Here is a 13,389-nt window from a genome sequence, read left to right as displayed (position 1 = left end):
GCTCCGGCGCCCGCCCCCGCGCCGCTTCCGCCGCCGCCCCCGCCGGCGCCGGTCTACCCGGACAACCTGGACGGCTGGATCCACAACGCTCTCGACATCATGGCCGCGCACGGCATCCCGGGCAGCTACAACGGCATCTACCGCAACATCATGCGGGAGTCCTCGGGTAACACCCAGGCCATCAACCTGTACGACTCCAACGCCGCCATGGGCATCCCGTCCAAGGGTCTGCTGCAGGTCATCGACCCGACCTTCGCGGCCTATCACGTCGACGGCACCTCCTGGGACATCTGGGATCCGGTCGCCAACATCGTGGCCGCCTGCAACTACGCAGCGCATCGCTACGGCTCGATGGACAACGTCAACTCGGCGTACTGAGCCGAGGCGACCGCGCCCGAGCGGGCATGACCCCGCTCACATCGATCCCCGGCCGGGGGTTCCCGCCTCGAGCGCCGCGGCGGCACGGATCTAGGCTGGTCGGCATGACCGACGATCAGCTGGGGTTCTCCACACGAGCCGTGCATGCCGGGTTCGATCCCGACCCGCAGACCGGTGCGGTGAACGTGCCGATCTACGCGAGCTCGACCTTCGCCCAGGACGGCGTGGGCGGGCTGCGTGGCGGCTACGAGTACGCCCGCACCGGTAACCCGACCCGCGCCGCGCTGGAAGCGAATCTGGCCGCGCTGGAATCCGGGAGTTACGGGCGGGCATTCTCCTCGGGGATGGCGGCCACCGACTGTGTGCTGCGGGCGACGCTGCGCCCGGGTGATCACCTGGTGATCCCGAACGACGCCTACGGCGGCACGTTCCGGCTCATCGACAAGGTGTTCACGCAGTGGGGTATCGAATACTCCGTGGCCCCGGTGTCGGATCCGGACGCGGTCGCCAACGCGTTGCGTCCCAACACCAAACTGGTGTGGCTGGAGACGCCGACCAACCCGCTGCTCAACGTCGGCGACATCTCGGCACTGGCCGACGTCGCGCACGGCGGCGGCGCGAAACTGGTGGTGGACAACACCTTCGCCTCGCCGTATCTGCAGCAGCCGCTGCTGCTCGGCGCGGACATCGTGCTGCATTCGACCACCAAATATCTGGGCGGTCATTCCGATGTTGTCGGCGGTGCGCTGATCACGAACGACGCCGAACTCGACGCCGCCTTCGCCTTCCTGCAGAACGGCGCCGGCGCGGTTCCGGGTCCCACCGACGCCTTCCTCACCATGCGCGGCATCAAAACCCTTGCGCTGCGGATGGATCGGCATTGCGACAACGCGGAGACCCTCGCCGGATTCCTCGCCGAGCACTCGGCCATCTCACAGGTGATCTACCCCGGCCTGCCCGAACATCCCGGAAATCCGGTGGCGCAGAAGCAGATGCGCCGCTTCGGCGGCATGATCTCGGTGCGGCTGCGCGGCGGTAAGCAGGCCGCGCACGACTTCTGCGCGCGGACCAAGATCTTCACCCTCGCCGAATCGCTCGGTGGAGTGGAATCGCTGATCGAGCACCCCGGCGCGATGACCCACGCCTCGACCGAGGGCTCCGAACTGGAGGTGCCCGCGGATCTGGTGCGACTGTCGGTCGGTATCGAGGACATCAGCGATCTGCTCGCCGATGTGGAGCGCGCGCTGGGCTGACGCAGGGAAACGACGAACGGCCGCACCGGAATCGGTGCGGCCGTTCGTGTGGGTAGAGCTATATAAGGTATCCGGCCGGGCTGCTGCCGACCCGGCCGAATCTGCCGAGGAGCGCGCGCAACGCAGCCGCGGTGGTATCACCGCCGCTGCTCGCGTCCATCGACGACACCTTCCCGTCAGCTGTGGTACGGCTCCGCGCTGACCAGGGTCACCTTCATCATGTTGCCGTTGGGCAGGCGGTATTCGCGCGTCTCGCCGACCTTCGCGTCGATCAGGGCGCCGCCGAGCGGGGAACTCGGCGAGTAGGTCTCCAGGTCCGATCGGCCCAGGCCCTCTTCGCGGGTCGCGATCAGGAAGGTCTCGGTGTCGGTTTCGTCGCCGTCGTAGTAGACCTTGACCACCGAACCCGGAAGCGCCACACCGGATTTGGTCGGCGCGACGCCGACCTTGGCGTTGTTCAGCAGCTCCTGCAGCTGACGGATGCGGGCCTCCTGCTGACCCTGCTCCTCGCGCGCGGCGTGGTAGCCGCCGTTCTCCTTCAGGTCGCCTTCTTCGCGGCGTTCGTTGATCTCGGCCGCGATGACCGGACGGTTGGCAATGAGCGCGTCGAGTTCGCTCTTGAGCCTCTCATGCGACTCCGGTGTGAGCCAGGTCACTTGCGTCTCAGTCATCTCGATCACTCCCTAGTAGTTGTTCCCGGCGTGCCGGGGTCCGTGATACCCGTCGCGCATGCGCGAGAACGTGTCCGCGCACAGCAACAGTCGACGGCTAGAGCGATCCGGGGGGATGTTCCTCGAACCCCGACGGTGCGCGGGCATTGTGTGCCCGGGAACCGGCAGCGCTGGCCGTCAATGCAGCAAACACGGCTCCGAGCGTTCGGAACCGTGTTCGCGCCATTCTAGCACGAATTGGATATGTGCAGGTAGAAGGCTTGAATGTGGGGGTGTCAGCCGGCCTTCAGGTAGGCCGGTACCTGATCGCTGCACCCATAGATATTGCCGTTGGCGGGCCGGGCGGTGGTCCGCACCGTGGTGGTGAGTTCGACGGTTCCGCTGTCCGAGCCGGGGATCAGCACCTCGCGGCGGCCGATCTCGCTGCCCTCGGTGTCCATGCCCCGTACCAGGCACACCACCGGCTGCTCCGGATGCTTGCGGGTCAGCTTGAAGTGCACGGTCAGCGTGGAATCGTCGACGACGTCGTAGCCGAGTTGGTCGGGCTCGATATCCTTGGGACCGTACTGCCGATAACCCACATAGGCGACGATCAGCCCGAGTATCACCACCACGATGCCGAGTGCGATCGGAACCCAGCGGAGGTTGCGCACGGGACCGGTTCCGTAACGATTCGACACCCGATCGTTGCCTGCTCCCGTCGCCCCGGTCGCGGCGTCGGCGGTGCGCCCGTCCGGATCGGTCCGGTCGGACTGCGGTGCCGCCTCGCTCATGATGTGGTTGCTCCCGTGGTCGATCAGGGGGTAGGTCGGAACAAAAGACCGTCGGATGGAACTATAGGGAATGCAGTTCGGACACCCGCGTGCCGCTCGGGCACGGCGGACGGCTATGAGGTGAAACGGTGAGCAACGAGGTGAACGAGAAGTGAGCGGCAGCTTCGATCGGCCGCTGCGCCTCATGGCGGTGCACGCCCACCCCGACGACGAGTCGAGCAAGGGCGCCGCCACCACCGCGAAATATGCCGCGGAGGGTGACGACGTGCTGGTCGTGAGCCTGACCGGGGGTGAGCGCGGCTCCATCCTCAATCCGGCGATGGATGTGCCGGGCATTCTCGATCGCATCGACGATGTCCGCCGCGAGGAGATGGCGGCCGCCGCGAAGGCACTGGGCGTGCAGCACCGCTGGCTGGGATTCGTGGATTCCGGTCTGCCCGAAGGAGATCCGCTGCCGCCGCTGCCCGAGGGCAGTTTCGCGCTGGTGCCGCTCGAAGAGGCCACCGAGGCCCTGGTGCGGGTGGTGCGCGAGTTCAGGCCGCACGTGATGACCACCTACGACGAGAACGGTGGCTATCCGCATCCGGACCACATCATGTGCCACAAGGTGTCGATGGCGGCCTTCGAGGCGGCCGGCGACCCCGAGCGCTTCCCCGACGCGGGCGAACCGTGGACGCCGCTGAAGCTCTACTACAACCACGGTTTCAGCCTGCAGCGGCTGGAGACCTTCGCCGACGAGTACGACCGGATCGGGGAGCCGTTCCCGATGCGCGACTGGATGGAGCGCATCCGCAAGGCCGCCCAGGAACACGGCGATGTGATGTCGCGGGTGACCACGCAGATCGACTGCGGCAAGTACTTCCCGCAGCGTGACGAGGCCCTGCGCGCGCACGCCACACAGATCGACCCCAACGGCATGTTCTTCGCGATCCCGCTGGAGATGCAGCAGCGGTTGTGGCCGACCGAGGAATTCGAACTGGCCAGGACCCGGGTGCGCACCGCGATTCCGGAGAACGACCTGTTCGCCGGAATCCGGGACGCCGATGATGCGGAGGCAGATGACATGGTCGCCGACGATATGGTCGCCGACCGGGCGGTCGAGGGCACCGTTCGATGATGTCGATGTTGTACGCGCACACCGCGCTGCTGGCCCAGAACACCACCACGAACCCGACCGGTCCGGAATTCGGCAAGGCGTCGCCGCTGGGTCTGGTGATCATCCTCGTGCTGCTGGCCGGCACGGTGCTGTTGATCCGCTCGATGAACAAGCACATCAAGAAGCTGCCCGCGGATTTCTCCCGCGAACATCCGGAACCGGACCAGGAAGCCGACGAGGGCACCGAACACGGTGTCGCCGGTGATGGTGACGATGCGGCAGGTGGCGATGCGGCAGGCGGCGATCGGGCGGAGCAGCCGCGCGACGGCGCCGCCAACGGATCCGGCCGCAGCGATTCGGGTCCGTCCACCCCTCCGCCGGCCTCCGGTAAGGCCTCCTGAGATCCGCTGATTCGCCGCGTCGTCGCCGATTCGCCGCCCAATCGCAATCCGAGGCCGGTCACGGCCGCGGGCGGCGACGTCGATTGATGCTCTGATCTGCTTCGATGTTGCCCGGGTCATACGACCCGGCGCTCGCTCACGCATGTCTCGATACCGCGCTTCGGCGGGAATCGGCCGGACGACTCGTATGGGATCCCACACGATACGTGCGGGTAACCCTGCACGGCGTACACATTCGTGGAATAAAGGTGCACACTACGCGGAGCCGCGATACCTCGAATTCTGCCCATGCACCGGGCCTACGCTGTGGAAAGGAGTCGGCGAGTGTTCAGCCGCATCGCCATCGTGAACCGGGGTGAGGCCGCAATGCGCCTTATCCACGCCGTCCGAGATTTGGCCGCGGCGACCGCGCGACAGATCGAAACCGTCGCTCTGTACACCGATGTCGACCGGAACGCGACGTTCGTGCGCGAGGCCGATATCGCCTACGACCTCGGTCCGGCCTCCGCCCGCCCCTACCTGGATCTGAAAGCGCTGGAGAAGGCGCTGGTGGCGACCAAGGCCGACGCCGCCTGGGTCGGCTGGGGTTTCGTCGCCGAGGATCCCGCCTTCGCGGAACTGTGCGATCACATCGGTCTCACGTTCATCGGTCCGAGCCCGGACGCCATGCGCAAACTCGGCGACAAGATCGGCGCGAAGCTGATCGCCGAAGAGGTCGGGGTGCCGGTGGCGCCTTGGAGCCGCGGTGCGGTCGAGACGCTGGACGCCGCCATCGCGGCGGCCAAGGACATCGGCTATCCGCTGATGTTGAAGGCCACCGCCGGTGGCGGTGGTCGCGGTATCCGTGTCATCACCAACGAAGCCGAACTGGTCGACGCCTACGAGCGCACCAGCCAGGAAGCGGCCCGCGCCTTCGGCAGCGGTGTCGTCTTCCTGGAGCGGCTGGTCACCGGCGCTCGCCACGTCGAGGTTCAGGTGATCGCCGACGGTCAGGGCACCGCGTGGGCGCTGGGCGTGCGCGACTGCTCGGTGCAGCGGCGCAATCAGAAGGTCATCGAGGAGTCCGCCTCGCCGGTGCTGCGGCCCGAACAGGTCGCCGATCTCAAGGCCTCGGCCGAGCGGCTCGCGGTGGCGGTCGGTTACCGCGGCGCGGCGACCGTCGAATTCCTCTACCACCCCGGCGACGAGTTGTTCGCCTTCCTGGAGGTCAACACCCGCCTGCAGGTCGAGCACCCGATCACCGAGTACACCACCGGGTTCGACCTGGTCCGGGCGCAGTTGCACGTGGCCTCCGGCGGACGGCTCGAGGGTGAGCCGCCGGCCGAACGCGGGCACGCCATCGAGGCCCGCCTCAACGCCGAGGACCCCGACCGCGACTTCGCCCCGGCGCCGGGCCGCATCGCCCTGCTGGATCTGCCGGCCGGCCCGGGTATCCGCGTCGACACCGGTGTCAGCGAGGGCGACACCATCCCCGCCGACTTCGACTCGATGATCGCCAAGATCATCGCCTACGGCCGCGATCGCGAAGAGGCCCTGGGCCGGCTGCGCCGCGCGGTCGGCGAGACCCGCGTGATCATCGAGGGCGGCGCGACCAACAAGAGCTTCGTCCTGGATCTGCTCGACCAGCCCGAGGTCATCGACGCCAGCGCCGACACCGGCTGGATCGACCGGGTGCGCGGCGAGGGCCGATTGGTGGCCCAGCGGCACACCGCGGTCGCCTTGGCCGCCGCCGCCATCGACGCCTACGAGGAAGAGGAGCGGGCCGAGCGGCATCGGCTGCTGTCCACCGCCGCCGGTGGCCGCCCGCAGGTGCAGCACGAGAGCGGCCGCCCGCTGGATCTGAAGCTGCGTGGCGCGAGCTACCGCCTGCGGGTCGCGCGAGTCGGCGCGCACCGATTCCGGATCGGCATCGAGGCGGCCGGCGAGATCGCCACCGCGGACGTCGATCTCGAGCGTTTCGACCGCCACACCGGTCAGATCGTGGTCAACGGCACCCGGTATCGGCTGGTCACCGGCACGCACGGCCCCACCCACGTGGTGGATGTCGACGGCGTGACGCATCGGGTGAGCCGTGACGAAGGCGGTGTCGTGCGCTCGCCCGCGCCCGCGCTGGTCGTCGCCAAGCCGCTCGAGGTCGGCGACGAGGTCGAGGCGGGCGCGCCCGTGCTGGTCCTCGAGTCGATGAAGATGGAGACCGTGCTGCGGTCGCCGTTCAGGGCGCGCCTCAAGGAGTGCAGCGTCTCGGTCGGCTCGCAGGTCGAGGCCGGCGCGCCGCTGCTGCGGCTGGAACCGATCGCCGACGACGATCAGGCCGACGAGGCCGCCGCGGTCGAGTCGGTCGAACTGGACCTGCCCACCGCGCCCACCGAGGTGCTGGCCCACGAGCGCACCGTGCGCGGCCAGGAGGATCTGCGCGGGCTGCTGCTCGGTTTCGACGTCGACCCGCACGACGGCGGCCGTGTCCTGACGGACTACCTGGCCGCGCGCCGCGCGGCGATCGCGGACAGCCGCCGCCCGCTCGCCGAGGAACTGGAACTGATCGAGGTCTTCACCGATCTCGCCGAGCTGAGCCAGTTCTGGGGCGAGGACGCCGGCCACGGCCACGTCCACAGCGCCCGCGAATATTTCCACACCTATCTGCAGAGTCTCGACGTCGAGCGGGCCGGACTGCCGGAGTCCTACCGGGCCAAGCTGTCGAAGGCGCTCGCGCACTACGGCGTCACCGACCTGGAGCGCACCCCGGAACTCGAGGCCGCGGTCTTCCGGATCTTCCTCGCCCAGCAGCGCCCGTCCGACACGGTCACCGTCGTCACCACGCTGCTGCGCGAATGGCTGGGCGAGCCGGTGCCGGATCGGGTGCTGCAGGAACCGGTGGGCCTGGCGCTGGAGCGGCTGGTGGCCGCGACCCAGGTGCGCTTCCCGGTGATCGCCGACATCACCCGCGGTGTGGTCTACGCCTGGTACGGCCAGCCGCTGCTGCGCCGCAACCGCGCGCGCGTCTACACCACGGTCCGCAAGCATCTGAGCCATCTGGACGCGCATCCGGACGCCGCCGACCGCGCCGATCGCATCGCCGAGATGGTGCGCAGCACCGAACCGCTGGTACGCCTGCTGGCCCAGCGGCTGGTGCGGGGCAACCCCGACAACACCGTCATGCTCGAGGTGCTGACCCGGCGGTACTACGGCAACAAGGGCCTGACCGACGTCCGCACCCAGGAGGTGGACGGCTGCACCTTCGTGGTCGCCGAACGCCGCGGTGTGAATCTGGTCTCCGCGGCCGTTAGTTTCGACTCGCTCGACACGGTGCTGAGCGGGCTCACCGAACTGGCCGGCGGCGCCGCCTCCATCGAGGCCGACATCTACCTCGGCTGGGAGAACCAGCCGGAGGACTTCGACGCGATGGCCGCCGCCCTGCAGGAGGTGCTCGGCGCCCGGTCGCTGCCCAACCAGGTGAATCGGATCACGGCCACCGTCGCGGGCAGCAACGGCGCGGTGATGCACCACCACTTCACCTTCCGCCCGTCGGCGACCGGTCTGGCCGAGGAGCGGTTGATCCGCGGCCTGCACCCCTATATCGCCGAGCGGATGCAGATGCGCCGCCTGCGCAAATTCGATCTCACCCGGCTGCCGTCCTCCGACGAGGAGGTCTACCTGTTCCGCGGTGTCGCGAAGGAGAACCCCGCCGACGAGCGGTTGATCGCCTTCGCGCAGGTGCGCGACCTGACCGCGCTGCGTGACCACGAGGGTCGGCTGCTGTCGCTGCCGACCGCCGAGAGCACGGTCGCGACCTGTGTCGATTCGATCCGCCGGGCACAGTCGCGGCGCCCGTCGGCCAAGCGCTTCCACACCAACCGGATCGTGCTCTACATCTGGCCGCCGCTGGATGTGACCCGCGCCGAGCTGGACACCATCGTCGGTCGCGTCGAACCGGCCACCGCGGGCGCCGGGCTGGAGGAGATCCTGCTCATCGCCCGCCAGCCCGACGCGCAGACCGGTGAGCTCGTCAAGCTCGTCGTGCGCATCCGGTTCGATGCCACCGGTAGCACCGAGGTCACCGTCGGCGAGCGCACCGACGATCCGGTCGAACCGCTCGACGAGTACCGCCAGAAGGTGCTGCGGGCCGCCGGCCGCGGTACCGTGTACCCGTACGAATTGACCGGTCTGCTCGGCACTTTCACCGAATACGATCTCGACGCCGAGCACACCCTCGTCCCGGTCGACCGGCCCAAGGGCCGCAACACCGCGGCGATGGTCGCCGGTGTGGTGAACACGCCGACCGACCGGCATCCGCAGGGCATCACGCGGGTGGTGCTGCTCGGCGATCCGACCAAGTCGCTGGGCGCGCTCTCGGAGCCGGAGTGCCGCCGGGTGATCGCGGCGCTGGATCTGGCCGAGCAGATGCAGGTGCCGCTCGAGTGGTACGCGCTGTCCTCCGGCGCCCGGATCTCGATGAAGTCCGGTACCGAGAACATGGACTGGGTGGCGGCGGCGCTCAAGCGCATCGTCGAATTCACCCAGGACGGCGGCGAGATCAACATCGTGGTCTCCGGCATCAACGTCGGCGCGCAGCCGTACTGGAACGCCGAGGCGACGATGCTCATGCACACCAAGGGCATCCTCGTGATGACCCCGGATTCGGCGATGGTGCTGACCGGTAAGCAGGCGCTGGACTTCTCCGGCGGTGTGTCGGCCGAGGACAACTTCGGCATCGGCGGCTACGACCGCGTGATGGGCCCCAACGGTCAGGCGCAGTACTGGGCGCCGAATCTGGCCGGAGCCCGCGATGTGCTGATGTCGCACTACGACCACACCTACATCGCTCCCGGTGAGCAGGGTCCGCGCCGCGCGCAGACCACCGACCCGATCGACCGCGACGTGTGCACGTTCCCACACAACGTGCCGGACAGCGATTTCACGACTGTCGGCGAGATCTTCTCCGCGACCGCGAACCCGGATCGCAAGAAGCCCTTCGATATTCGCACCGTGATGCGGGCGCTGGCCGATCAGGACCACGCCGTGCTGGAGCGCTGGGCGGGTATGGCCGATGCGGAGACCGCCGTCGTCCAGGACGCGCATGTGGGTGGTATCCCGGTCTGCCTGCTGGGCATCGAATCGCGGGGTGTGCCGCGGCGCGGCTTCCCCTCCACCGACGGACCCGACACCTACACCGCGGGCACGCTGTTCCCGCGGTCGTCGAAGAAGGCGGCTCGCGCGATCAACGCGGCCAGTGGCAACCGCCCGCTGGTGGTGCTGGCGAATCTGTCCGGCTTCGACGGATCGCCGGAGTCGATGCGCAAGCTGCAGCTCGAATACGGTGCCGAAATCGGCCGCGCGATCGTGAACTTCCGCGGGCCCATCGTGTTCTGCGTGATCTCGCGCTACCACGGCGGTGCGTTCGTGGTGTTCTCGAAGGCGCTGAACCCGAATATGACCGTGCTCGCGCTGGAGGGTTCGTTCGCCTCGGTGCTCGGTGGCGCCCCGGCCGCGGCCGTGGTGTTCGCCGGTGACGTCAACACCCGCACCGCCTCGGATTCGCGGGTGCGCGAACTGGAGTCGCGGGTCGCGAACGCGTCGGGCACCGAGCGCGCGGAGCTGTCCGCCGAACTCGACGAGGTCCGTTCGCAGGTGCGCGCGGAGAAGCTGGGCGAGGTCGCCGCCGAGTTCGACCGGGTGCACAACATCCACCGCGCCGTCGAGGTCGGCTCGGTCGACGCGGTGATCAGCGCTCGCGAGCTGCGGCCGCGCATCATCGAGGCGATCGAGGCGCGTCTCGGCTGATTTCCTGCCCGTGACCGGCCGTCCGCGGCCGGTCACGGGTTCGGCCGCGTTGCGATGATCATGGCGGGGTAGTCCCTTGTCGTGACGGTAATCACGCGACTTCTCGTAATGGTGTGTGCGGTCGTTGCCGGGGGTACTTTCGCGGCGGGTTCGGCCGCGGCGGACCCGGCGGCGCATGTGGTGGGCGAACATCCGCTGGGTCCGGCGGCGGTCGAGATGGACGTCTATTCGCCATCGATGGACCGGGTGATCACGAACCGGGTGATCCGCGCGGCCGGTGGCGGACCGGCACCCACGCTCTATCTGCTCACCGGCATCGGCGGCGGTGTGGACAACATCTCCTGGTGGGACGACACCGATGTGCGCGCGTTCTTCGCCGACAAGCATGTCAATGTGGTGATGCCGATCGGCGGGCCCAACAGCATGTACACCGATTGGATCGCCGACGACCCGATGATGGGCCGCAATCGCTGGCAGACCTACCTCACCCAGGAACTGCCCGATGTGGTCGACGCCCAGCTGGGGACCACGGGCCGCAATGCGATCGCCGGGGTGTCGATGAGCGGGGCGTCGGCGGTGGACCTCGCCATCCAGGCACCGGAACGCTTCGCCGCGGTGGCTTCCTATAGCGGGTGCCCGTGGTCGAACGACCCGGCCGGGATCGCGATGGTGAGTGCCCAGGTCGTGCGGGGCGGCGGTAATCCGGGCAATATGTGGGGCCTGCCGGGAACCGGGGCGTGGCCCGCACACGATGCGTTCGCGCGGGCCGGCGCCCTGGCCGGCAAGGCCATCTATCTGTCGGCGGCGTCCGGCATTCCGGGTGGTATCGACCGGGGACTGCCCTTCCCACCGGTGGAGGCCGTCGCGAGTGCGTGTACCGGTGCTTTCGCCGGTCGGCTCGGGCAGCTCGGCATCCCGGCGGTGTTCGTGGACCGGCCCGAGGGCTCCCACACCTGGGGACTGTTCGAGGCGGACCTCCACGATTCCTGGCCCGTACTGGCCGGTGGTATCGGCGCCTGAGCCTGTTCTCGACGGTTCCCAGCAGTGGGAACAAACGCCGCCGAGATCAGCCGGTTCACGAGCGCCATATCGTTGCCGCCACCCGTGACCGGGGTGAAGGAGTAGACCAGGCGGCGACCGAGGTCTCGGGTGGTGAACATTCCGTCCGTGTAGCCGTAGGTACTGCCGGTCTTCCCCCAGACCGTCACTCCGTTCGCCGAGGTGACCCGCATGAGGCCCGCGCTGTAGTAGGCCCGGCTTCGGCCACTGTCGCTCGTCCCTCGGCGCTACGTAGCTGTATGGGGTGGGGCCGGGAATCGTCGTATCGGTCTGCGGGGCAGTGGTATCGGGTAGACGCGGCGCTGCCCGGACGGAACCGCCCGTCCACCGGCACCGGGGCTTTCGTGGCCGTGCTGGCGATGCCGGAAGTCCCGGACCACTGTCCTGCGGGTCCGTTCACCTGCGTGAGAACCGCCGTTGTTCGGTCGGGCGCGCTGGATACCGCGGCCTGCATCGATGCCGAATCGAGTTGTGGGAGAGCGGAATCGGCATACTCGTGGACGAGACTGCTCGTCGAGGGGACGAACTTCAGGGCCAGAGTTCCGGCGCCCAAGATCACTACGGCCGAGGCGGCGCTCACCAGGGCTACCCTCGGCGATCGGACTGCTCGCCGAAAACCGAACGGCGCGAAGAATTTTCAGACCGCTGCGGGCCGGAACCGCCGGTGGCAGATCTCGCAATCACAATCGAAATAGCCGAGTCCGGCATTGCCGTGGGCGCCACGTCGTTCGGCTTCTTCCAGATCCGCGAACCAAGGCCGCCGCCGCATCGGTACCGGTCGAATCTGCGCGCTGTCGTTCATGGCGACGGAGTACCCATTTCGGACAGCGCGTACGGTCACGGTTTCGGCGCGATGGGTGTGGTGATACTGGAGGGGATGGCGAGCACAGATCCCGAACCGATCCGGGAATCGCGCAGGGCGTCGGCGGGCGCCGGATGGTCGGCCGCCGACCGCGCGGCCTACCGCCGTTTCGTGCGCGCCCAGCACCCTGACGTCGGCGGCGACCCGGCCGCGTTCCGAGAAGGTCTCGCTCGCTACGAGGCCGCCCGCCGGGCCGGTACCTTCGCATCCGAAGTCGACCCGACGGACCGATTCGACGGGCCGGTGCGGTTCGTCGCCACACCGCGTGGCTGGCGGCGGGCAGTGCGCGTGCTGCGCCCGCGCCGGCGTACCCGGCACCTGCAGTGATCGATATGCCGGAAGCCTATCCGGCTAATGGCCGACAACAGCGATAGCTGGGTATACGCTGATGTAAGGCCATTCTGTGATGTGGCTTACTCCAAACATCGGGGTGTCGTCGCTCGACCTATCCCGCGGCAGTGCGTCCGCGTCGGCGTGTCGAGCAAACCAGGAGAAGGCCATGAAAGGTGGCACAAGTATCGCGATAGGGGTGGGCATAGGTTACGTGTTGGGGCGCACGCGCAAGATGCGGTTCGCGCTGGGGGTGGCGGGGGCGATGATGGCGAAACGTTCGTCGGATATCCCCGGTGAGTTGCTGGAGCGGGGGACATCGCTGCTCAAGTCGTCGGCGGATCTGACGCAGCTCACCGATACCGTTCGCGACGAATTGCTGGGCGCGGCCCGGTCCGCCGCCGTGACCGCTGCGAGCAATCAGCTCGACTCACTCAACACCCGGCTGCAGCAGGGCTCGTCCCTGCTGTCGGGCGACTCCCTGTTGTCGGGCAAGGACCGCGAGCGAGCACCGGCAGCCGAGCCGGACGACGAAGGCGAGCCCGAGGTCCTGGACGTGGAGTCCTCCGACGAAGATCTCGAGGAAGTCGATTCCGGCGACCGGGAAGAAGACCGGGAGCCGCCCGCCCCGCGGGCACGCAAGTCCGCGGCCCCCCGCGCGCGGAAGACGACTTCTCGGACTTCCACTACTCGTAAATCCGCGGAACGCAAACCCGTTTCGGTCAGCCGACGCCGTAGCAGCTCCGATTCCGACGAACCGCCCGTGCGACGCACGAGGAGGTGAGAGC

10 protein-coding genes are annotated in these 13,389 nt (G+C 68.3%); 8 read left to right on the top strand and 2 right to left on the bottom strand.

All coding sequences use genetic code 11. From position 1 onward, the window contains the following. On the top strand, nt 1–378 hold a 378-nt coding region (locus tag NN2_RS26925), incomplete at its 5' end, for a transglycosylase SLT domain-containing protein (RefSeq protein ID WP_156511478.1). A gap of 104 nt (nt 379–482) precedes the next feature. Further along, nucleotides 483–1,631, top strand: a complete 1,149-nt coding sequence (locus tag NN2_RS26920) for a cystathionine gamma-synthase (RefSeq protein ID WP_063017008.1) — start codon at nt 483–485, stop codon at nt 1,629–1,631. 176 nt (nt 1,632–1,807) lie between these two features. Here NN2_RS26920 and greA read toward each other — a convergent pair whose 3' ends face one another. Together greA and NN2_RS26910 are read right to left on the bottom strand one after the other, a co-directional pair. After that, a complete protein-coding gene (gene greA, locus NN2_RS26915) occupies nt 1,808–2,302 on the bottom strand; it encodes a transcription elongation factor GreA (RefSeq protein WP_030518168.1) in 495 nt (164 codons plus the stop codon). 275 nt (nt 2,303–2,577) lie between these two features. Continuing rightward, nucleotides 2,578–3,075: a DUF4307 domain-containing protein gene (locus tag NN2_RS26910; RefSeq protein ID WP_082857295.1), complete on the bottom strand. Its 498-nt coding sequence runs from the start codon at nt 3,073–3,075 to the stop codon at nt 2,578–2,580. 184 nt (nt 3,076–3,259) lie between these two features. Between NN2_RS26910 and mca the strand changes: the two genes are divergently transcribed. From mca to NN2_RS26880, 6 genes are all read left to right on the top strand, one after another. Beyond that, on the top strand, nt 3,260–4,192 hold the full coding sequence (gene mca, locus NN2_RS26905) for a mycothiol conjugate amidase Mca (RefSeq protein WP_063017006.1): 933 nt from the start codon (nt 3,260–3,262) through the stop codon (nt 4,190–4,192). 5 nt (nt 4,193–4,197) lie between these two features. Continuing rightward, complete coding sequence (locus NN2_RS26900; RefSeq protein WP_439955868.1) at nt 4,198–4,572, top strand: hypothetical protein; 375 nt, start codon at nt 4,198–4,200, stop codon at nt 4,570–4,572. Nucleotides 4,573–4,896: 324 nt separating this feature from the next. Beyond that, complete coding sequence (locus NN2_RS26895; RefSeq protein WP_063017002.1) at nt 4,897–10,350, top strand: ATP-binding protein; 5,454 nt, start codon at nt 4,897–4,899, stop codon at nt 10,348–10,350. 81 nt (nt 10,351–10,431) lie between these two features. Further along, nucleotides 10,432–11,370, top strand: a complete 939-nt coding sequence (locus tag NN2_RS26890) for an alpha/beta hydrolase (RefSeq protein ID WP_342749156.1) — start codon at nt 10,432–10,434, stop codon at nt 11,368–11,370. 703 nt (nt 11,371–12,073) lie between these two features. Then, the gene (locus NN2_RS38250; RefSeq protein ID WP_218022061.1) at nt 12,074–12,598 is read left to right on the top strand and encodes a hypothetical protein; all 525 of its coding nucleotides are present in this window, start codon (nt 12,074–12,076) and stop codon (nt 12,596–12,598) included. Nucleotides 12,599–12,770: 172 nt separating this feature from the next. Further along, nucleotides 12,771–13,385 (top strand): hypothetical protein, encoded by a 615-nt coding sequence (locus tag NN2_RS26880; protein WP_063910884.1) that lies wholly within the window; start codon nt 12,771–12,773, stop codon nt 13,383–13,385. The last annotated feature ends 4 nt before the right edge of the window (nt 13,386–13,389 follow it).

Source organism: Nocardia nova NBRC 15556, assembly GCF_001613005.1.
Lineage (GTDB): Bacteria > Actinomycetota > Actinomycetes > Mycobacteriales > Mycobacteriaceae > Nocardia > Nocardia nova.
The sequence above is the reverse complement of the archived record's forward strand: the minus strand, read 5'-3'. Positions and strand labels throughout refer to the sequence as shown.

What these genes read in the sequence shown, in the direction of transcription:
- NN2_RS26920 (WP_063017008.1), top strand. Translation starts at nt 483, where the DNA reads ATGACCGACGATCAGCTGGGGTTCTCCACACGAGCCGTGCATGCCGGG.
- greA (WP_030518168.1), bottom strand. Translation starts at nt 2,302, where the DNA reads ATGACTGAGACGCAAGTGACCTGGCTCACACCGGAGTCGCATGAGAGG.
- NN2_RS26910 (WP_082857295.1), bottom strand. Translation starts at nt 3,075, where the DNA reads ATGAGCGAGGCGGCACCGCAGTCCGACCGGACCGATCCGGACGGGCGC.
- mca (WP_063017006.1), top strand. Translation starts at nt 3,260, where the DNA reads ATGGCGGTGCACGCCCACCCCGACGACGAGTCGAGCAAGGGCGCCGCC.
- NN2_RS26900 (WP_439955868.1), top strand. Translation starts at nt 4,198, where the DNA reads ATGTTGTACGCGCACACCGCGCTGCTGGCCCAGAACACCACCACGAAC.
- NN2_RS26880 (WP_063910884.1), top strand. Translation starts at nt 12,771, where the DNA reads ATGAAAGGTGGCACAAGTATCGCGATAGGGGTGGGCATAGGTTACGTG.